The organism is Micromonospora sp. WMMA1947 (assembly GCF_027497355.1).
Taxonomy (GTDB): Bacteria; Actinomycetota; Actinomycetes; order Mycobacteriales; family Micromonosporaceae; genus Micromonospora.
Genome location: NZ_CP114909.1, coordinates 425,872 through 445,184, shown reverse-complemented (window position 1 = coordinate 445,184; position 19,313 = coordinate 425,872). Strand labels below are relative to the sequence as shown.

Below are 19,313 nucleotides of genomic sequence, written 5' to 3'. Positions count from 1 at the left end.
GCACGCCGGGCGCTGGGATAGGTTGTGGCCCGTGACTGAGCAGCAGAGGACGGCGGCCCGGGTCGGTGTGCTGGGCGCGCGGGGCCGGATGGGCATGGAGGTCTGCAAGGCGGTCGACTCCGCCGCCGACCTGGAGCTGGTAGCGGCCGTCGACCAGGGCGACGACCTGGACGCGGTGGCGCAGGCGGGCGCCGGGGTGGTCGTCGACTTCACCACCCCCGACGCGGTCATGGACAACCTGCGCTGGTGCGTCGAGAACGGCGTGCACGCGGTGGTCGGCACCACCGGATTCACCGAGCAGCGGCTCGCGCAGGTGCGGGGCTGGCTCGACGACCGGCCCGGGCTGGGCGTGGTGATCGCCCCCAACTTCGGCATCGGCGCGGTGCTGATGATGCAGTTCGCGGCGCGCGCCGCCCGCTACTTCGAGTCGGTCGAGATCGTCGAGCAGCACCACCCGCGCAAGCTGGACGCGCCGAGCGGGACCGCCACCCACACCGCCCGGCTGATCGCCGCGGCCCGCGCCGACGCCGGCCTGGGGCCCGCGCCGGACGCCACCCGCGACGAGGTGGCCGGCGCCCGCGGTGCCGACATCGACGGGGTACGCGTGCACGCGGTACGCGCCACCGGCCTGGTCGCCCACCAGGAGGTGCTGTTCGGCACCACTGGCGAGACGCTGACCATCCGGCACGACTCGTACGACCGGGTGTCGTTCATGCCCGGCGTGCTGCTCGCGGTCCGGGAGGTGGGTCGCCGGCCCGGTCTCACAGTCGGTCTGGACGCCCTGCTCGACTGACCTGGGCGTACCCTCTGCTCATGATCGATTCCGGGCATTCCGACCGCGCCGGCCGCCGGGTGACGCTGCGGCCGGTGGACGACGACAACTGGCGGGCCGTCGCGGACGTCGCGCCGCACGACGACCAGCGTGCCTTCGTGGCCGCGCTGGCCGCCCGCTACCTGCTCCTCACCGAGCGCTCGGAGGTCTGGAACTCGCTCGCGGTGTACGCCGACGAGACGGTCGTCGGCCACGTCATGTGGGGCGTGGACGACGACGGGTCGCGCTGGATCGGCGGCATGGTGATCGACGCCGCCGAGCAGGGCCGGGGCCTGGGCCGCGCCACGGTGCGGACGCTCGCGGACCGGCTCGCCGAGGCGGGCGAGCCGATCCGCCTGAGCTACCACCCCGACAACAAGCCCGCCGCCGCCCTCTACACCGCGCTGGGTTTCCACCCCACCGGCGCCATGGAGGACGACGAACTGGTCGCCGAACTCCGCCCCGCCTGACCCCCGGGACCCTGTTCCCGGTCGATCATGAGGTTGGCGGCAGATGGGGAGATCGACAAGGCCGCCAACTTCATGATCGACGCGATCACGGTGGGGTGGGGTGGCGGTCCTGCCCCGTGCCGGGACCGCCGGCCCACCCACGTGAGGGTGGACCGGCGGCCGGACGGGAACTCATCGGTCGGCTGAGAGGTTTTCGTCAGCGGACTCCGGGGTCGCCACGTGGAAGCGGAGCTGGGGGACCAGCATGTCGTCCACGTCCAGCGCGCGGGTCGCCCCGTCCGGCTCCCAGCCGGTCGAGCCGAGGAACTTCCGGGTCGCCGCGTCGGCGTCGAACGCCCACGCGACCGCCCGGGTCAGCCCGTCGCCGCGCCAGTGCTCGACAGCCGCGGCGAGCAGCCGGCTGCCGTGCCCGCGCCGCCCCCACCGGGGCTCGACCAGCAGGTCCGTCACCGCCGCGACGTCCGAGCCGAGCGCCTCGGCCGGCTCGCCGGGAGCGAGCGCGTCCGCGTCGGCCGGACCGGAGGCGACGAACCCCACCAGATAGGATTGCGCCGCCTGTTCGACGGCGACCAGCACCCGGTGCGCGCCCGAGGGCGGCTCCTGCACCGCCGCACTCCACCGCCGCGCGAGGTACGCCTCGTCGAGGTTGTCGAGCACGTGCCGTGGCAGGATCCGGCGGTACGCGACCCGCCAGGTCGCGAGCTGGATGCGTGCGATCTCGCCGGCGTCCTCAGGACGCGCGGGCCGGACGTAGCCTGCAGCCATGGCACGTGAGCCTACGCAGGGCGAGGAGGGTGACGGTGGCGCAGGGTGCCGCGCGCACGGTCGCGCAGGTCGTCGCCGTGGTGGCGCTCGCCGCGGCAGTCACCGTGTTCCTCTCCGTGGCGGCGGTCCGGCACGGCTTCTTCGACCTGCAGGTCTACTACGGCGCGCTGACCTACTGGGCGCGTGACGGCGGGGAGATCTACGACTTCCTGCGCTCCGGCACGCAGTACGGCTTCACCTACCCGCCGTTCGCCGCGCTGGTGATGCTGCCGATGGCGTACCTGCCGTGGAACGCGGCGATCGTGGTGAGCGTGACCCTGACGGTGGTGACGAGCGCCGTGGTGATCTGGCGGCTGCTGGACCCGGTGGCCCGCCGCTCCGGCTGGACCCGCTGGTTCGCGCTCGCGGTCGCGCTCTGCCTGGCCGCCGCGTACGAGCCGATGCGGGAGACGGTCAACTTCGGCCAGGTCAACATGCTGCTGCTGTTCCTGGTGGCGGTGGACCTGCTGTGGCTGCTGCCGGCGCGCAGCCGCTGGGCGGGCGTGGGCATCGGCCTGGCCACCGCGATCAAGCTGACGCCCGGCATCTTCATCGTCTACCTGCTGGTCACCGGCCGCTGGCGGGCCGCCCTGACCACTGTCGGCACCGCCGCGGTCGCCACGCTGGTGGCCGCCGGCCTCTTCCCTGACGCCTCCCGGGAGTTCTGGACCGAGGCGCTGTGGAACACCGACCGGGTCGGCGAGCTGGCGTTCGTCTCCAACCAGTCGCTGCGCGGGGTGGTGGCCCGGCTCGACCCGCAGCACCCCAGCACGATCGCGTGGCTGCTGCTCGTACTCGTGACGCTCGTGATCTGGGGGTGGCGGTCGCGGGCGGCGGTGGCCGCCGGCGACGAGGCCACCGGCCTGGCCCTGACCGGCGCGGTGATGTGCCTGGTCAGCCCGGTGACCTGGGTGCACCACCTGGTCTGGCTGCTGCCCGGGCTGATCCTGCTCGTCGACAACGGCATGGCGGCGCCCGCGCGCAGCCGCCGGCGCCGTCTGTTGCTGGCCGCCGCGGTGATCGGGTACGCGCTGCTGTGCAGCCGGATCGTCTGGTCCTGGGAGAAGGACTTCACCGGCGTGGACGGCTTCCTCGGCAGCAACACGTACGTGTGGATCAGCCTGGCGTTGCTGCTCGGGCTACCGATCCGCCGCTGGCTCACACCCATCGACGGCGAGCGGCGCGGCGACGATCTCCCGGCCGGGTCAGCCTCCGGTGGTGTACCGCAGCTCGCGGAGCAGGATCGGGGCGAGGCCGCCGGACAGCGGCACCGCGTAGGTGGACTCCTCGCCGTCCGGTGAGTGCCCGGCCCGCTCGTAGAAGCGGCGGGCGCGGGCGTTGTCGGCGAGCACCCAGAGCCGGTATTCCGTCCAGCCCCGCTCGGCCAGGCCGTCGCGGGCCGCCGCGAGCAGCGTCCGCGCGGTGCCCGAGCCCCAGTGCGCCGGCTCCACGTAGATCGCCACCAGCTCGCCGTGCGCCGGGTCGAGGTCGCCGCGGTCCTGGTTGTTCCGGTACGGCCCGAACGTGGTGAACCCGACGATCGTGCCGTCGTCCTCGGCGACGAGCGTGGTGAACGGGTGCTCCGGGTCGGCGGTGCCGAGGTCGCGGCGGCGCTGCGCCCAGGCGCGCGGGTTCAGCCGGGTCAGCACCTCCGCGGGCATGATCCCCGCGTAACCGGCCTGCCAGCCGTGGACGTGCACCCGGGCGATCGCTTCGGCGTCGTCCGGTTCCTCCCGGCGAATGGTGAGCACCTGTCCGTTCTATGCCCCGGCGGGCGATCGGTCCAGCCGCCGCTCCCGGTGTCGTACCGCTGGATTAGGGTCGCCGACGATGGCCGAATCGCTCTCCCTCGCCCAGGCCCGCCGGATCACCCTGGCCGCCCAGGGCTTCGCCGACCCGGCGCCCACCGGCGTGCCCACCCGGCGGCATCTGCGCCGGGTGCTCGACCGGGTCGGGCTGATCCAGATGGATTCGGTGAACGTGCTCCAGCGGGCGCACTACCTGCCGCTCTACAGCCGGCTCGGGCCCTACCCGACCGCCCTGCTCGACACCGCCGCCTACCGCCGCCCGCGTGAGCTGTTCGAATACTGGGCGCACGAGGCGTCGCTGGTGCCGGTGGGCCTGCATCCGGCGTTGCGCTGGCGGATGGCGAAGGCCCGCGACGAGGCGTGGGGCGGCATGCGCCGGATCGCCGAGGAGCAGCCCGGGCTGATCGCCTGGGTCCGCGACGAGGTGGCCGCCCGGGGCCCGCTGACCGCGGCCGAGATCGAGCACGACGCGCCTCGCGAGACCGGCAACTGGGGCTGGAACTGGTCCGTCGTGAAGCGGGCCCTGGAGTTCCTGTTCTGGGCCGGCGAGGTCACCGCCGCCGACCGCACCAACTCGTTTGCCCGCCGCTACGACCTGCCCGAGCGGGTGCTTCCGGCCGCCGTGCTGGACGCGCCCACCCCGAGCGACGCCGAGGCGTACCGGTCGCTCGTCTCGATCGCCGCCCGCTCGCTGGGTGTGGCCGCCGAGCCGGAGCTGCGCGACTACTTCCGGCTCCCGGTCGCCGGGGCGCGGCAGGCGGTGGCCGAGCTGGTCGAGGCGGGCGAGCTGACCCCGGTCACCGTGCAGGGCTGGCGGCACCCCGCCTACCTGCACGCCGACGCCCGGCTGCCCCGCTGGGTGCGCGGCAACACACTGGTCAGCCCGTTCGACCCGCTGGTCTGGGAGCGAGGGCGCACCGAGCGGCTGTTCGGCTTCACCTACCGGATCGAGATCTACGTGCCGGCGCCGCAGCGGGTCTACGGCTACTACGTGCTGCCGTTCCGCCAGGGCGAGCGCTTCACCGCCCGGGTCGACCTGAAGGCCGACCGGAAGGCCGGGGCGCTGCTGGTGCCCGCCGCCTGGGTCGAGCCGGGCGCCGATCCGGGGGAGACCGCCGTGGCGCTCGCCGCCGAGCTGTACCGGCTGGCCGGCTGGCTCGGTCTGGACGCGGTCGCCCCGCCCGCCGCGGGCGACCTGGCGGGGCCGCTGGCCGCCGCGCTGGTGGGCGTGGCCGGTGTACGGTGAGCGCGTGACGAGCGTTGACCGGCCTGCCACCGCGCCCGACCCGCACCCCGAGTCGCACCCGCACGGGCACGCGCAGCCGGAGTCCGGGCCGCAGGGCGAGGCGCACGCCTACGCGTACGCCGGGCAGCCTTCGCACGCCGAGACGCACTCGCACGCCGGTCCGCACGCTCCCGCCGGAGCGCCCGGAGCGCCCGGAGCGCCCGGAGCGCCCGGAGCGCCCGGAGCGCCCGGAGCACCGTGGCCGGGGGGTTACCCGGCGGCGTACCAGCCGGTCGAGGCCGACCGGTTCACCCGGATGGTGATGCGCCTGCACGCCCGCGCCCCGCGCTGGGCGGTGCCGCTCGCGGCGCTCGGCTGCGTCGGCGTCGGCATCGCGTACGCGCTGGTCAGCGACCCGACCCGGAGCGACCCGGACGCCGCACCGACCTGCCTGCTCAAGCTGACCACCGGGCTCGACTGTCCGGGCTGTGGCGGCACCCGCGCGCTCTGGTACGTGCTGCACGCCGACCTGCCCGCCGCGGCCCGCCACCACTTCCTCTTCGTGTTCGCGCTGCCGTTCCTGGCCTGGCTCTTCGTGGCCTGGGCGGGTAACCGGGCGTTCGGCTGGAAGCTCCCCGAGATCCAGTTCAGCCCCAAGGTCATCGGCATGTTCCTGGCCGCCTGGGGCGTCTTCTCGGTGGTCCGCAACCTGCCCTGGGCTCCCTTCACCTCGCTCTACGTCTGACCGGTTCCGGACGGCCGCGTGCCCGATTTCCACGGCGACGGCGCGGCCACTACAGTCGCAGGAATGCCGGAGATGGTGCAGCCCCAGGTCAAGTTGATCGCGTGGACCCAGTTCCAGGCACCCGAAGAGGTGCCGTGGTCCACCGACGCCGACGGTGGGCAGGCGCTCGCCGAGTTCGCCGGCCGGGCCTGCTACCAGAGCTGGAAGAAGCCGAACCCGGCCACCGCCACCAACGCCGGCTACCTGGCGCACATCCTGGAGGTCGGCCACCTGAGCGTGCTGGAGCACGGCTCGGTGAGCTTCTACTTCAGCGGCGTCTCGCGCTCGTTCACGCACGAGCTGATCCGGCACCGGCACTTCTCCTACTCGCAGCTGTCCCAGCGCTACGTGCCCGAGCGGGACGCGGCGATGGTCGAGCCGTCGGTGATCGCCGACGACCCGGAGCTGCACAAGAAGTTCGTCGAGGCCACCGACGCGGCGGTACGGGCGTACACCGAGTTGCTGGAGGGGCTGGAGGCCCGCTTCACCGACGAGCCCAACCCGACGCTGCGCCGCAAGCAGGCCCGCCAGGCGGCCCGGGCGGTGCTGCCCAACGCCACCGAGACGCGGATCGTGGTGACCGGCAACTACCGGGCCTGGCGCCACTTCGTGAAGATGCGCGCCACCGAGCACGCCGACGTGGAGATCCGCGAGCTGGCCGTGGAGTGCCTGCGCCAGCTCAAGGGTGTCGCGCCGAACGTCTTCGCCGACTTCGAGATCTCCACCCTGCCCGACGGCACCGAGGTGGCAGCGTCGCCGCACGCCGAGTGACTCGTCGCCCTTCGCCGCCGGGTCACCGGCGGCCGTCCGCTAGGTTGTGAGCATGACGCACGACCACTCCGCCGCCCCCAGCCGGGGCGCGTCGCGCCCGTTCGGGCGAGTGATGACGGCCATGGTGACCCCGTTCACGCCGGACGGCGGCCTGGACCTCGACGGCGCCGCCCGGCTCGCCGAATACCTCGTCGACCAGCAGGGCAACGACGCGCTGGTGCTCAACGGCACCACCGGCGAGTCCCCGACCACCACGGAGGCGGAGAAGGAGTCGCTGATCCGTGCCGTGGTCGAGGCGGTCGGCGACCGGGCCCGCATCGTCGCCGGGGTGGGCACCAACGACACCCGGCACACCGTCGAGCTGGCCACGCAGGCCGAGAAGGCCGGCGCGCACGGCCTGCTGGTGGTCACGCCGTACTACAACAAGCCGCCGCAGGCCGGTCTGCTGCGTCACTTCACCACCGTCGCGGACGCCACCGGCCTGCCGGTCATGCTCTACGACATCCCGCACCGCACGGGCGTGGCGATCGCCACCGAGACGCTCGTGAAGCTGGCCGAGCACGGCCGGATCGTCGCGGTGAAGGACGCCAAGAGCGACCTGCTCGCCACCGCGGAGGTGCTCAGCCGCACCGACCTGGCCTACTACAGCGGCGAGGACGCGCTGACCCTGCCGATGCTGTCGATCGGCGCGGTCGGCGTGGTCGGCACCTCCACCCACTTCACCGGCGCGCTGACCCAGCAGATGATCGAGGCGTTCGAGGCGGGCGACAACGCCCGGGCGCTCGCCCTGCACCGGCAGTTGCTGCCGCTCTACACCGGCATCTTCCGCACCCAGGGCACGATCCTGGTCAAGGCCGGCCTCGGGGTGCAGGGTCGCCCGGCCGGTCCGGTGCGGCCGCCGCTCGTCGACGCCACCGGTGACGAACTGGCCCAGCTGCGCGCCGACTGCGCCGCGGCGGGCCTGCCCCTGCCCGAATGAATCAACGACACGACGGACGCCGCGCGACGGCGTCGCAGAATGAGGTGACGCGTGACCGAGGCGCACATCGAGGGTGAACTGCCCCCGCCGCTGCCCGAGGGCGGCCTGCGGATCATCCCGCTCGGCGGACTCGGCGCCATCGGCCGGAACATGACCGTCTTCGAGTACGACGGCAAGCTGCTCATCGTCGACTGCGGGGTGCTGTTCCCCGACGTCGAGCAGCCGGGCGTGGACCTGATCCTGCCCGACTTCGCTCCGATCCTGGACCGGCTGGCCGACGTGCAGGCGATCGTGCTCACGCACGGCCACGAGGACCACATCGGCGCGGTGCCGTACCTGCTCGCGCACAAGCCGGACATTCCGCTCGTCGGTTCCCAGTTCACGCTCGCGCTCGTCGAGGCGAAGCTGGCCGAGCGGCGGATCCAGCCGTACACGCTGACCGTGCGGGAAGGCGGCCGGGAACGGCTGGGCCCGTTCGAGTGCGAGTTCTTCGCGGTGAACCACTCGATCCCGGACGCGCTCGCGGTGGCCATCCGTACCCCGGCCGGCCTGGTGCTGCACACCGGCGACTTCAAGATGGACCAGCTTCCCCTGGACGGGCGGATCACCGACCTGGCCGGGTTCGCCCGGCTCGGCGCCGAGGGCGTCGACCTGCTGCTGTCCGACTCGACGAACGCGGAGATCCCCGGCTTCGTCACGCCGGAGCGGGAGATTGGCCCGGTCCTCGACTCGATCTTCGGAAAGGCCAAGGGGCGGATCATCGTCGCCTCGTTCGCCTCGCACGTGCACCGGGTGCAGCAGGTCTTCGACTCGGCGTCCGAGCACGGCCGCAAGGTGGCGCTGATCGGCCGGTCCATGGTCCGCAACATGGGCATCGCCCGTGACCTGGGCCTGCTGAACATCCCGCCCGGCCTGGTGGTCGGGATCGAGGAGGCCACGAACCTGCCGCCCGAGCAGATCGTGCTGATGTCCACCGGTTCGCAGGGCGAGCCGATGAGCGCGCTGGGCCGGATGGCCAGCGGCGACCACCGGCACATCACCATCGCGCCCGGCGACACGGTGGTGCTGGCGTCCTCGCTGGTGCCCGGCAACGAAACCTCGGTCTACCGGGTGATCAACCGGCTGGCCCGGGCCGGCGCCGTGGTGGTCCACAAGGACGTCGCCAAGGTGCACGTCTCCGGCCACGCCCCGGCCGGCGAACTGCTCTACCTGCTCAACGTCGTCCGCCCGAGCAACCTGATGCCGGTGCACGGCGAGTGGCGGCACCTGCGGGCGCACGCCCGGCTCGGCATCGAGTCCGGCGTCGCGCCGGACCGGGTCGTGCTCTGCGAGGACGGCGACGTGGTCGACCTGGTCGAGGGCCGCGCCAGCCTGGTCGGGCGGGTCAAGAGCCGGTACGTCTACGTCGACGGTCTCGCCGTCGGTGACGTGAGCGAGTCGCTGCTCACCGAGCGCCGGATCCTCGGCGACGGCGGGTTCATCGCCGCGACAGTGGTGGTCGACTCGGTCACCGGCAAGGTGGTCGCCGGGCCGACCGTCTCGGCCAAGGGCTTCTCCGAGGACCCGGAGGCGTTCAACCCGGTGGTCCCGCTGGTCACCGAGGCGCTGAACCGGGCTGCCGCGGACGGCATCACCGACCCGCACCAGCTCCAGCAGATCGTCCGCCGCACGGTGGGCCGCTGGGTCAACGACGCGTACCGCCGTCGGCCCATGATCGTCCCGACCGTCGTCGAGGTCTGACCCGACCGCGCCGCGCGCCGGTCCACCGTCCGCGGTGGGCCGGCGCCGTCGCTTTCCGGGTACGCCCCGACACGGCGCGTCGAAACCTTTCGCTCACCCTCATCCGATCGGCGTCCGTCTCCGTACCTCCCGACGGCCGGCTGCCCCTGCGCCGGTCGGGAGGAGCGTGGCGGATGGACCGCAGACGGATGACAGCCATCGGCGTACTGGTGGCGGCGGCCGGGTTGACGGCGGCGGTGACCGTACCGTCGTTCGCCGGTGAGGAACCCCGGCGGGCCGCGCCGGCGGCCGACGGCGTCGCGCCGGAGGTCCTGGATGCGATGGGCCGCGACCTCTCGCTGACCCGCGACCAGGCGGTGAAGCGGTTGCGGACGGAGCGGTGGGCGGCCGGCACCGTCACTCGGCTGCGCGGCGAACTCGGCGCCGGCTACGGGGGCAGCTGGCTCAGCGCGGACGGCGCCACGCTCACCGTGGCGGTGGCCGACCCGGCCGGTGAGGCCCGGGTACGCGCGGCGGGCGCGGTCCCGAAGCGGGTCGCGCGGGGCGTCGCCGAGCTGGACGCGGTGAAGTCCCGGCTGGACGCGGCGGGCGCCGACGCCAGCCCGGACGTGGCCGGCTGGTACGTCGACGTGGCAGACAACGCGGTGGTCGTGATCGCGCGGCCGGGCGCGGAGGCCGACGGCCGCCGGTTCGCCGCCGCCGCCGGTTCGAAGGCCGCGACGGTCCGCGTGCGTACCGCCGACGAGGCCCCGCGTCCGCTGTTCGACGTTCGGGGCGGCGACGCCTACCTGATCAACAACGCCGGCCGCTGCTCGGTGGGCTTCTCCGTGGTCGGCGGGTTCGTCACCGCCGGGCACTGCGGCCGGCCGGGGGACCGCACCACCGGATCGAACCGGGTCGCCCAGGGCACGTTCGCCGCGTCCTCGTTCCCGGGTGACGACTGGGCGTTCGTGCGGGTGAACGCCGACTGGACGCCGCAGGGCGTGGTGACCGACTTCAACGACGGCGGCACGGTGGCGGTGAACGGCTCCACCGAGGCGCCGGTGGGCGCGTCGATCTGCCGGTCCGGCTCCACCACCGGCACCCGGTGCGGCCTGATCCAGGCGAAGAACGCCACAGTCAACTACCCGGAGGGCACGGTCACCGGGCTGACCCGGACGAACGTCTGCGCCGAGCCGGGCGACTCCGGCGGCGCGTGGCTCTCCGGCGACCAGGCGCAGGGCGTCACCTCGGGCGGCTCCGGCGACTGCACCCGGGGCGGCACCACGTTCTTCCAGCCGGTGAACGAGATCCTCGAGCGCAACAACCTGACCCTCGTCACCGCCGGCGACCAGCCCGCGCCCACGCAGCCGCCGGCGGGCGGCGGCGAGACCACCCCGCCCGCGACCGCCGAGCCCACCCCGCCGGCCGGCGACACCGAGTGCAGCGGGCAGGTGAGCCGGACCGGCCGGATCGCCGCCGGACGGACCCAGATCCAGCCGGACGGGCGCTTCTACCGGGTGCCCGACGGCACCCAGGAGGCGTGCCTGTCCGCGCCGGACGGCGCCCGGGTGGCGCTGGAGCTGCAACGCTTCACCGGAGGCGCGTTCCGCACCGTGGCCCGCGCGACCTCCGCCGACGGCACGGCCCGCCTGACCGCCGAGACGCCGGCCGGTGCCTACCGGTACCGCGTCGTCGGGTTGTCCGGCTCCGGCGAGTACACGCTGGCGTTTTCCGCCCGCTGATCGCCGCACCCAGACCGCGGCCCTCGACCACCACCGCCCGGTGGCCGGGGGCCGCGCCGCGTCGGCGGCACGGTCCGTCGGCGCGCCGGGGCGGCGGCTCAGGGCAGCGCGGCGACCGCCTCGGCGTACGCGGTGCCGGTGCGGACCGCGGCGGCCACCAGCACCGCGAGCTGCGCCGGTGCCACCCCGCAGGACAGGTCGGTGGAGACGCCCGCGGCCAGCACCAGCGTCCCGTCGCCGGGCTCGTGCACGTACGCGGCGGGCAGCAGCCGGTCGTGGTTCCAGGCGTTGCAGAACGCGTACGCCTCGGCGCGCCGCCCGGCCGGCAGCCGCCGTTCCGCCACCACCCGGGCGTGCAGCACGTCGCCCTGCCGGCCGAGGATGCGGAACTGGATCGTGGCGTCGCCCCACCGCCCGGCGAGCGTGCCGTCCGGCTCCGCCGTGTACGGCTCGCCCCGGGCGTCGAGCGCGGCGGCGAGCAGCGCCGCGTCCAGCGGGGCCGGTTCCTCCGGTCCGGGCGGCCCGGGCTCGGCCGGGTCGGTGTCCGGCTCCTCGTCGAACTCGCTCTCGGCAGCGAGCGACACCGGCGCGGCGAGCGGCCGCTCGGCCAGCCAGGAGGCGATCCGGCCGGACTGGTGCCCGGTGCCGTTGCGGGCGTCGAAGCTGCCGGCGAGCGCCGTCGCCAGCGCCTGCAACTGCGTACCGAGCGTCGCCACGTCCACCTCGGCCGCCGGCCGGGCGCCGTGCCCGGGACGGTGGATCCGCCGCCCGCCCAGCCCGGCCTCGGTGGCCAGCCCGCACAGCAGCGCGCCCGCCGCGGCGAACTCCATCGCGGACAGGTCGTCGGCCGGGCGGTCCAGTTCGGGCAGTTGCTCGGTGAGGATCTCCAGCCCACGATGCAGGTAGCCGCCCAGCGCGCAGAAGCGCAGGTGCGCGGCGAGCAGCGGGAACGCCGTCCGTTCACCGCGGTGCCTGCGGTACGCCCGCACGTGCGCCCGGGCCGCCCGCGTCACCGCGCCGGTACGCAGCCACGGCAGCAGCCCCACGGCGAGCGCCCGTTCCGGCTGGTCGGTGCAGGCCGTCGTCCCGGCCGCCGCCTGCCGTTCGCCCCGCCGGGTCGGTGGCGCCTGCGGCTCGACCCAGCCGGCCAGCGCGGGCGCGAGCGCCGCCAGTGCCGCGTCCGGCTCGCCCCAGCCGGCCAGCAGGTCGGCCCGCCGTGCCGGTGCGCACCCGGCACACCCGCCGACCGGGTCGTTCGCGTCCGCCGCCGACCAGCGCTCGTACGCGCGCCGGGCCGCCGGTTCGTCGCCGAGGTGGTCGGCGAGCCGGCAGCGCAGCTCCGCCACCGGTGCCGCGTCCTCGCCCAGCTCACCGGCGAGCGTGTCCAACAGGGACCGCGCCTGATCAAGGCCCACCCGGGGCGTGCCGAACGACGCCTCCACCGCCTGCCGCTGGTGCCGGCGCAACTGGGTCAACTCGTCGGGGCGGGCGTCCAGCAGCCCGGCGTTCCCGTCCAGCGTGGCCCGCATCCGCCGGACCGGCTCCACCGCACGCCACCGCTCGCCCCGGTGCAGGTACGCCTCGACCAGCGCGAACCGCGCCGACAGGGCGGTACGCGGGTCGCCGGTGGCGTCCGCCCGCGACGCGATCCGCTCCAGCTCGGCGCAGCGCTCCGCGCCGTCGGGCCGGTCCCGGGCGTCGGCGAGCGCGGCGGCCAGCCCCCTGTCGCGTGCCGTGGTCACCGGAGCGTCCCGCCGGCCAGCTCGTCGGCGGCGGCGGCGAGTTGGCACCCGGTGGTCACGCCACAGTCGACGAGCCGGTCGAGCTGGTGCGGCGTCACCCCGCGTTCCAGGTCGGTGGTGACCTCGCCGCACACCTGGGCCGACCCGTCGTCGGCGACGTGCACGTACGCCTTCGGCCAGAGCCGGTCGTGGTTCCACGTGTTGCAGAAGGCGTGCAGCTCGGGCACGCGCTCGATGCCGAAGTGGTGCGCCACGACGGTGCGCACCTGGAGCAGCTCACCGGCCGCGCCCCGGCGGTGGAACCAGATCAGGTTCCGCTCCCAGCGGCCGACCAGCGCGCCGTCGGGTTCCTCGACCACCGCGTACCCCCGGTGGCCGAGCACGGCGGCGATCAGCTCGCCGGTCAGCGGGCGCAGTTCCTGCGGGTGTCCGGCCAGCGGACCGTCCGGACCGTCCTCGATCTCCGGCGACGCCATCGGGCATCCCTTCTGAGGCGAATAACACATACGACGGTCCGACCCGTGCTGCGACGCGCGGACACGACCCGGAAAAGCGGCGATCCACCGGGTGCCGCCGTTACCGTGACTCTATGGCGGGCCGTACCTCTCAGGCGAGCCGGCGGCGCGGCGCGTCGCCGCGTGGCACCACGAACAACCGCGCCCGGCAACCGGCGAAGAAGGCGGCGGCGCGAAAGCCGGCGCGGCGGCGACCGGCTCCCGGGCCGAGCCCGGCCGCGTTCGTCGGCCGGGCGGTCGGCGCCGTCTGGATGGGACTGGCGCACACGGTCGGCTGGACGTTCCGGGCGGCCGGGCGGCAGGCCGCGTCCACCCGGGAGCTGGATCCGGAGCACCGCCGCGACGGCGCCGGGCTGCTGCTGTTCGGCCTGGCCATCCTCAGTGCGGTGGGCATCTGGGGCGGCGGCGCCGGGCCGGTGGGCCGGCACCTGGCCGACACCGTACGGCTGTTCATCGGTGCCATCTCGATAATCCTTCCGGTGCTGTTCATGGTCGGCGCGTGGCGGCTGATGCGGACCCCGGCCGATCCCGAGCACCGCGGTCGCGGCCTGGTCGGCTGGGGCTCGATGATGCTGGCCACCGCCGCGATGCTGCACATCGGGCAGAACCCGGTCGACGAGGTCCAGCGTGACTTCGCCGGTGGCCTGATCGGCGCGGGCGTGGGTGACCTGCTGAAGTCGGCGGTGACCGCCTGGGTGGCCATGCCGCTGCTGCTCCTGCTGCTGGTGTTCGGCCTGCTCGTGGTCACCGCGACGCCGATCAACAAGATCCCGGAGCGGCTCGGCCTGCGCGCCGACCCGGCCGGGCCGGACGCCGACGAGGAGTTCGCCGAGGACGAGGCGCCGGCGAAGCCCGCCCGCAAGCGGCCGGCGAAGCGGATGCCGCCGCCGCTGGAGCCGCTGGACCCGGACGACGAGCTGGCCGGCGTCGATCTGCAGGAAACCCTGGTGCTGCCGCGCAAGCCGCCGAAGGTGCCGGCGAACCGCAAGCCGGTCGAGCCGCCGGAGCACTCGCCGCTGCCCACCCGCGCCGAGCAGCTCGCGCTGACCGGGCTGGCCGGCGACTACACGCTGCCGCCGGCGAACCTGCTCGGCAGCGGCGCCAAGCCGAAGAGCCGCAGCAAGGCCAACGACGAGGTGATCGCCGCGCTCACCGGCGTCTTCGAGCAGTTCGACGTGGACGCCGCCGTCACCGGCTTCACCCGCGGCCCGACAGTCACCCGGTACGAGGTGGAGCTGGGCCCGGGCGTCAAGGTCGAGCGGATCACCCAGCTGTCCCGCAACATCGCGTACGCGGTGAAGTCGCCGGACGTCCGCATCCTCAGCCCGATCCCGGGCAAGAGCGCTGTGGGCGTGGAGATCCCGAACACCGACCCGGAGAACGTGTCGCTCGGCGACGTGCTGCGCTCACGCGAGGCGACCAGCGACCACCACCCGATGGTGGTGGCGCTCGGCAAGGACATCGAGGGCGGCTACGTGGTCGCGAACCTCGCGAAGATGCCGCACATCCTGATCGCGGGCGCCACCGGCGCGGGCAAGTCGTCCTGCCTCAACTCGCTGCTGGTGTCCATCCTGACCCGGGCCACGCCGGACGAGGTGCGGCTGCTGCTGATCGACCCGAAGCGCGTCGAGATGACCGGCTACGAGGGCATCCCGCACCTGGTCACGCCGATCGTGACCAACCCGAAGAAGGCGGCCGACTCGCTGGAGTGGGTCGTCCGCGAGATGGACATGCGCTACGACGACCTCGCCGCCAACGGGGTCCGGCACATCGACGACTTCAACCGCAAGGTCCGCAACGGCGAGATCAAGGCGCCGCCGGGCAGCGAGCGGGAGATGCGGCCGTACCCGTACCTGCTGGTGATCGTGGACGAGCTGGCCGACCTCATGATGGTCGCGCCGCGCGACGTGGAGGACTCCATCGTCCGGATCACCCAGCTCGCCCGGGCCGCCGGCATCCACCTGGTGCTCGCCACCCAGCGGCCCTCGGTGGACGTGGTCACCGGCCTGATCAAGGCGAACGTGCCGTCCCGGCTCGCGTTCGCCACCTCCTCGCTCGCCGACTCCCGGGTCATCCTGGACCAGCCCGGCGCGGAGAAGCTGCTCGGCCGCGGCGACGGCCTGTTCCTGCCGATGGGCGCGTCGAAGCCGCAGCGCATCCAGGGCGCCTGGGTCACCGAGCGCGAGATCGCCGACGTGGTGAAGTTCTGCAAGGACCAGCGCGAGCCGGAGTTCCGTCCGGACGTGCTCGCCCCGGCGCAGGACAGCAAGAAGAAGATCGACGAGGACATCGGCGACGACCTGGACCTGCTCGTGCAGGCGGTCGAGCTGGTGGTCACCTCGCAGTTCGGGTCGACCTCGATGCTGCAGCGCAAGCTGCGGGTCGGCTTCGCCAAGGCGGGCCGCCTGATGGACCTGATGGAGACCCGGGGCGTGGTCGGCCCGTCCGAGGGCTCGAAGGCCCGCGACGTGCTGGTCAAGCCGGACGAGCTGGAGGAGGTCCTGGCCGGCCTGCGCGGCGGCGAGGACTGACGGCCCCGCAACGGACGACGGCGGCCCCCACCGTCAGGTGGGAGCCGCCGTCGGCGGTCCGGGTCAGTTGAGCAGGGCGGCGACGAGCACGGCGCCGATGATCGCGCCGACCACGCTCGCGGCGGCGGCGTACCAGCCCAGCGGCTTGTCACCGAGGACGGCGCCGACGATGCCGAGGATCAGGCCGAGGACGCCGAAGATCAGCGGGGACAGGAAGATCGCGAGAGCCGCGAAGACGAACGCGACGATCGTGCAGATCCGGGCGGCGTTGCTGCGCGGACGGGCGCTGGCGTGCATGTCGGCCATGGGGTCCTCCGTGATGATCGCTCTGTCGGTCAACGGGAGACCGGGTACCCCGGGCGGCGCATCGTCCAAACCGGATGCGGGCGATCAGGCGAACAGCTTCAGTCCGATCACACCGGCCACCACCAGCAGCAGGCAGGCCACGCGCGGCAGATTGACCGGTTCGCCCAGCGCGAGCATCCCGACCAGCGCGGTGCCCACCGCGCCGATGCCGACCCACACCGCGTAACCGGTGCCGACCGGGATGTCGCGCAGCGCGTACGCCAGGCCGGCCATGCTCGCCACCAGGGTGACGGCGAAGACGGCGGAGGGGAGCGGACGGGTGAAGCCGGCGCTGCGGTCCAGCGCGATCGCCCACGCGGTCTCCAGGAGTCCGGAGATCACCAGCACGATCCAGGCCATGGGACATCACCTCTGACGGGCGGGCCCGGCGCGGAGCGGGCCGGGCGGCGGTTGGGTCACGCGGGGCGTCTTGGCCTGACCGGGTACGCCCACCACTCGTCCGGGACGGCCCGCGGGCCGTCGTGGCCGACGGTAGCACCGGGCGGGGCGGACCGTCGGCGAGGTGAGAAAGCCCACCTCGGGTGGAGTTGACGTCAACTTCAGGTTGCACGATGGAAGGCATGACCCTGCTCTTCTCCGACGACGACGTCGCGGCCGCCGTGGACGCCCCGCTCACCGTCGCTGCCATGCGCGACGCGCTGCTGGCCGCGTACGCGGGGCGGCTCATCGCCCCGCCCCGGGCTTCCGCGCCGCTGGACGGGGGCCGGATGGTGCTCACCGCCGGGCACCTCACCGGGCAGTGGTACGGCTTCCGCTCGTACGACACGTTCGGCCACCCGGAGAGCGGTCAACTGGTCGTGCTGCACGACGCGAACACCGGCGCGGTACGCGCCATCGCCGTGGGCGAGGAACTCGGCTCCCGGCGTACCGGAGGACTCGGTGGCGTGGCGGTCGACGCGCTGGCCCGCGCGGACGCCGCCACGGTCGGCGTGGTGGGGTCCGGCCGGCAGGCGTGGACCCAGGTCTGGGCCGCCGCGGCGGTCCGCCCGCTGCGCGAGGTGACCGTGTACAGCCGCTCGCCGGCCCGGCGGGAGGCGTTCGCCGCGCGGGTCCGCGCCGAGCTGGACGTGCCGGCCCGCGCCGTCGGCTCGGCCGCCGCCGCGGTACGCGACCGCGACGTCGTGGTGCTCGCCACCACCAGCACCACCCCGGTGCTCGACGCCGCCGATCTTGCCCCCGGCACCCACGTCAACACGGTCGGCTTCAAGCAGGTCGACCGGCACGAGTTCGGCCCCGACCTGCTCGACGCCGCCGATCTGATGGTCACCGACTCACCCGGGCAGGCCACCGCGTACGTCCCGCCGATGCTGGCCGCCGTCGAGCCGTACGCCGGGCGGTTGCGCGACCTGGGCGCGGTGCTGGCCGGCGCGGTTCCCGGCCGGACCACCGCGGACCAGATCTCGGTCTTCTGCTCCACCGGCCTGGCCGGCACGGAGGTGTTCCTCCTCGACCGGCTGGCCCGGGTGGCCGTTCCCGCCCGCTGAACCGGCCGGACGGGTGCGCGGCACTCCGGAACCGGCCCGGTACCCTCGGATGGTGTCTGCCTCCTCCTCCACCCCGCGAACCGACGGGCGCCGCGTCGCCCTGCTGACCCTCGGCTGCGCCCGTAACGAGGTCGACTCGGAGGAACTGGCCGCCCGGCTGCACGCCGACGGATGGCAGGTCACCACCGACGGCGAGGGCGCCGACGTGGTGGTGGTGAACACCTGCGGGTTCGTCGAGAAGGCCAAGCAGGACTCGATCCAGACGCTGCTCGCCGCCGCCGACACCGGCGCGAAGGTCGTCGCCGCCGGGTGCATGGCCGAGCGGTACGGCCGTGAGCTGGCCGACAGTCTCCCCGAGGCGCAGGCGGTGCTGAGCTTCGACGACTACCCGGACATCGCCGCCCGCCTCGACTCGGTGCTGGCCGGCGAGGCGATCGGCGCGCACACCCCGCGCGACCGGCGGGAGCTGCTGCCGCTGACCCCGGTGAAACGCCGCGACGCGGCGGTGTCGCTACCCGGGCACGGCACCCCGGCCCGGGTCACACCGGAGACCGACGCGCACACTCCGGCCCACCTGCGGCAGGTGCTGCGGCACCGGCTCGACACCGGCCCGGTGGCCTCGCTGAAGCTCGCCAGCGGCTGCGACCGGCGGTGCGCGTTCTGCGCCATCCCGGCCTTCCGCGGCGCGTTCGTCTCGCGTACCCCCGACGAGCTGCTCGCCGAGGCCGAGTGGCTGGCCAAGACCGGCGTCCGGGAGCTGGTGCTGGTCAGCGAGAACTCCACCTCGTACGGCAAGGACCTGGGCGACCCGCGCGCGCTGGAGAAGCTGCTGCCGCAGCTCGCCGCGATCGACGGGATCGTGCGGGTCCGCGCCAGCTACCTCCAGCCCGCCGAGACCCGGCCCGGCCTGGTTGAGGTGATCGCCACCACGCCGGGCGTGGCCGCGTACTTCGACCTGTCGTTCCAGCACTCCAGCGAGCCGGTGCTGCGCCGGATGCGCCGCTTCGGCTCCACCGACCGGTTCCTGGAGCTGCTCGCCTCCGCCCGCGCGCTGGCGCCGGAGGCGGGCGCGCGCAGCAACTTCATCGTCGGATTCCCCGGCGAGACGAAGCAGGACGTGGCCGAGCTGGTCCGGTTCCTGACCGAGGCGCGGCTGGACGCGATCGGCATGTTCGACTACAGCGACGAGGACGGCACCGAGGCCGCCGGCCTGACCGGCAAGGTCTCCGCCGCCACGATCAAGCGGCGGTACGACAAGCTCAGCGCGCTGGCCGACGAACTCTGCTCGCAACGCGCCGAGGAGCGCCTCGGCGCGACGGTGGAGGTGCTCGTGGACTCGACCGCCGACGGCGTGGTGGAGGGGCGGGCCGCCCACCAGGCGCCCGAGGTCGACGGCTCGACCACCCTCGTCGCGCCCGTCGGCGGCGGGGTCGATCTGGCCGCGCTGCGCCCCGGTGACCTGGTCCGGGCCACGGTGACGGCGACCGAGGGCGTGGACCTGGTCGCCGTACCGGATGAGATGATCTCGGCGGCGCCCGGCGCGGTACGGTGACGGCGGG

General features: G+C 74.1%; 18 protein-coding genes and 1 riboswitch. Of the genes, 12 read left to right on the top strand and 6 right to left on the bottom strand.

The window, feature by feature from the left end:
- The first annotated feature begins 31 nt into the window (after nucleotides 1-31).
- Together dapB and O7604_RS02085 are read left to right on the top strand one after the other, a co-directional pair.
- Nucleotides 32-793 (top strand): 4-hydroxy-tetrahydrodipicolinate reductase, encoded by a 762-nt coding sequence (gene dapB, locus O7604_RS02090; protein ID WP_281578709.1) that lies wholly within the window; start codon nucleotides 32-34, stop codon nucleotides 791-793.
- A gap of 20 nt (nucleotides 794-813) precedes the next feature.
- The gene (locus O7604_RS02085; RefSeq protein ID WP_269701340.1) at nucleotides 814-1,281 is read left to right on the top strand and encodes a GNAT family N-acetyltransferase; all 468 of its coding nucleotides are present in this window, start codon (nucleotides 814-816) and stop codon (nucleotides 1,279-1,281) included.
- Nucleotides 1,282-1,452: 171 nt separating this feature from the next.
- On the opposite strand, the gene O7604_RS02080 is transcribed toward O7604_RS02085, so the two are convergent.
- Nucleotides 1,453-2,046 carry a GNAT family N-acetyltransferase gene (locus O7604_RS02080; protein ID WP_269701337.1) on the bottom strand — a complete coding sequence of 198 codons (594 nt, stop codon included), beginning with the start codon at nucleotides 2,044-2,046 and terminating at the stop codon, nucleotides 1,453-1,455.
- Between the two features lie 35 nt (nucleotides 2,047-2,081).
- Between O7604_RS02080 and O7604_RS02075 the strand changes: the two genes are divergently transcribed.
- Complete coding sequence (locus tag O7604_RS02075) at nucleotides 2,082-3,386, top strand: glycosyltransferase family 87 protein (RefSeq protein ID WP_281578708.1); 1,305 nt, start codon at nucleotides 2,082-2,084, stop codon at nucleotides 3,384-3,386.
- Here O7604_RS02075 and O7604_RS02070 read toward each other — a convergent pair.
- Entirely contained in the window at nucleotides 3,291-3,836 is a 546-nt protein-coding gene (locus O7604_RS02070) for a GNAT family N-acetyltransferase (protein ID WP_269701334.1), read from the bottom strand. The two genes, O7604_RS02075 and O7604_RS02070, sit on opposite strands and share 96 nt — an antisense overlap.
- A 79-nt stretch (nucleotides 3,837-3,915) precedes the next feature.
- On the opposite strand from O7604_RS02070, the gene O7604_RS02065 reads away from it, so the two are divergent.
- The 6 genes from O7604_RS02065 to O7604_RS02040 all read left to right on the top strand — a co-directional run bounded on the left by O7604_RS02065 (nucleotide 3,916) and on the right by O7604_RS02040 (nucleotide 11,116).
- Nucleotides 3,916-5,139 carry a crosslink repair DNA glycosylase YcaQ family protein gene (locus tag O7604_RS02065; protein ID WP_281578707.1) on the top strand — a complete coding sequence of 408 codons (1,224 nt, stop codon included), beginning with the start codon at nucleotides 3,916-3,918 and terminating at the stop codon, nucleotides 5,137-5,139.
- 4 nt (nucleotides 5,140-5,143) lie between these two features.
- Nucleotides 5,144-5,863, top strand: coding sequence for a DUF2752 domain-containing protein (locus O7604_RS02060; protein ID WP_348651001.1), 720 nt, complete (start codon nucleotides 5,144-5,146; stop codon nucleotides 5,861-5,863).
- Between the two features lie 72 nt (nucleotides 5,864-5,935).
- Nucleotides 5,936-6,673, top strand: a complete 738-nt coding sequence (gene thyX, locus O7604_RS02055; protein WP_026268015.1) for an FAD-dependent thymidylate synthase — start codon at nucleotides 5,936-5,938, stop codon at nucleotides 6,671-6,673.
- 52 nt (nucleotides 6,674-6,725) lie between these two features.
- Entirely contained in the window at nucleotides 6,726-7,652 is a 927-nt protein-coding gene (gene dapA, locus O7604_RS02050) for a 4-hydroxy-tetrahydrodipicolinate synthase (protein WP_281578705.1), read from the top strand.
- Nucleotides 7,653-7,703: 51 nt separating this feature from the next.
- On the top strand, nucleotides 7,704-9,392 hold the full coding sequence (locus tag O7604_RS02045; RefSeq protein ID WP_269701327.1) for a ribonuclease J: 1,689 nt from the start codon (nucleotides 7,704-7,706) through the stop codon (nucleotides 9,390-9,392).
- Nucleotides 9,393-9,565: 173 nt separating this feature from the next.
- On the top strand, nucleotides 9,566-11,116 hold the full coding sequence (locus O7604_RS02040; protein WP_281578704.1) for a S1 family peptidase: 1,551 nt from the start codon (nucleotides 9,566-9,568) through the stop codon (nucleotides 11,114-11,116).
- Between the two features lie 98 nt (nucleotides 11,117-11,214).
- Here O7604_RS02040 and O7604_RS02035 read toward each other — a convergent pair whose 3' ends face one another.
- Nucleotides 11,215-12,858 (bottom strand): YbjN domain-containing protein, encoded by a 1,644-nt coding sequence (locus tag O7604_RS02035; protein ID WP_281578703.1) that lies wholly within the window; start codon nucleotides 12,856-12,858, stop codon nucleotides 11,215-11,217.
- Complete coding sequence (locus O7604_RS02030; protein ID WP_281578702.1) at nucleotides 12,855-13,334, bottom strand: YbjN domain-containing protein; 480 nt, start codon at nucleotides 13,332-13,334, stop codon at nucleotides 12,855-12,857. The genes O7604_RS02035 and O7604_RS02030 overlap by 4 nt, the downstream gene beginning before the upstream one ends.
- Before the next feature lie 113 nt (nucleotides 13,335-13,447).
- Between O7604_RS02030 and O7604_RS02025 the strand changes: the two genes are divergently transcribed.
- Entirely contained in the window at nucleotides 13,448-15,904 is a 2,457-nt protein-coding gene (locus O7604_RS02025) for a DNA translocase FtsK (RefSeq protein ID WP_269701320.1), read from the top strand.
- Nucleotides 15,905-15,967: 63 nt separating this feature from the next.
- Here the strand turns inward: O7604_RS02025 and O7604_RS02020 are convergent, their stop codons facing one another.
- Together O7604_RS02020 and O7604_RS02015 are read right to left on the bottom strand one after the other, a co-directional pair.
- Entirely contained in the window at nucleotides 15,968-16,210 is a 243-nt protein-coding gene (locus O7604_RS02020) for a hypothetical protein (RefSeq protein WP_013474454.1), read from the bottom strand.
- An 84-nt stretch (nucleotides 16,211-16,294) separates the two neighbouring features.
- On the bottom strand, nucleotides 16,295-16,609 hold the full coding sequence (locus O7604_RS02015) for an SMR family transporter (RefSeq protein WP_091419776.1): 315 nt from the start codon (nucleotides 16,607-16,609) through the stop codon (nucleotides 16,295-16,297).
- Between the two features lie 59 nt (nucleotides 16,610-16,668).
- Nucleotides 16,669-16,734, bottom strand: a riboswitch (guanidine-III (ykkC-III) riboswitch).
- 96 nt (nucleotides 16,735-16,830) lie between these two features.
- Between O7604_RS02015 and O7604_RS02010 the strand changes: the two genes are divergently transcribed.
- Both O7604_RS02010 and rimO read left to right on the top strand, forming a co-directional pair.
- Complete coding sequence (locus O7604_RS02010; RefSeq protein WP_281578701.1) at nucleotides 16,831-17,754, top strand: ornithine cyclodeaminase family protein; 924 nt, start codon at nucleotides 16,831-16,833, stop codon at nucleotides 17,752-17,754.
- Between the two features lie 49 nt (nucleotides 17,755-17,803).
- A complete protein-coding gene (gene rimO / locus O7604_RS02005) occupies nucleotides 17,804-19,306 on the top strand; it encodes a 30S ribosomal protein S12 methylthiotransferase RimO (protein WP_281578700.1) in 1,503 nt (500 codons plus the stop codon).
- Nucleotides 19,307-19,313: the final 7 nt, after the last annotated feature.

Bases quoted from the DNA above. Each gene is read 5' to 3' on its own strand.
- O7604_RS02085 (WP_269701340.1), top strand. From the start codon at position 814: ATGATCGATTCCGGGCATTCCGACCGCGCCGGCCGCCGGGTGACGCTG.
- O7604_RS02080 (WP_269701337.1), bottom strand. From the start codon at position 2,046: ATGGCTGCAGGCTACGTCCGGCCCGCGCGTCCTGAGGACGCCGGCGAG.
- O7604_RS02065 (WP_281578707.1), top strand. From the start codon at position 3,916: ATGGCCGAATCGCTCTCCCTCGCCCAGGCCCGCCGGATCACCCTGGCC.
- thyX (WP_026268015.1), top strand. From the start codon at position 5,936: ATGGTGCAGCCCCAGGTCAAGTTGATCGCGTGGACCCAGTTCCAGGCA.
- dapA (WP_281578705.1), top strand. From the start codon at position 6,726: ATGACGCACGACCACTCCGCCGCCCCCAGCCGGGGCGCGTCGCGCCCG.
- O7604_RS02040 (WP_281578704.1), top strand. From the start codon at position 9,566: ATGGACCGCAGACGGATGACAGCCATCGGCGTACTGGTGGCGGCGGCC.
- O7604_RS02030 (WP_281578702.1), bottom strand. From the start codon at position 13,334: ATGGCGTCGCCGGAGATCGAGGACGGTCCGGACGGTCCGCTGGCCGGA.
- O7604_RS02025 (WP_269701320.1), top strand. From the start codon at position 13,448: ATGGCGGGCCGTACCTCTCAGGCGAGCCGGCGGCGCGGCGCGTCGCCG.
- O7604_RS02020 (WP_013474454.1), bottom strand. From the start codon at position 16,210: ATGGCCGACATGCACGCCAGCGCCCGTCCGCGCAGCAACGCCGCCCGG.
- O7604_RS02015 (WP_091419776.1), bottom strand. From the start codon at position 16,609: ATGGCCTGGATCGTGCTGGTGATCTCCGGACTCCTGGAGACCGCGTGG.
- O7604_RS02010 (WP_281578701.1), top strand. From the start codon at position 16,831: ATGACCCTGCTCTTCTCCGACGACGACGTCGCGGCCGCCGTGGACGCC.
- rimO (WP_281578700.1), top strand. From the start codon at position 17,804: ATGGTGTCTGCCTCCTCCTCCACCCCGCGAACCGACGGGCGCCGCGTC.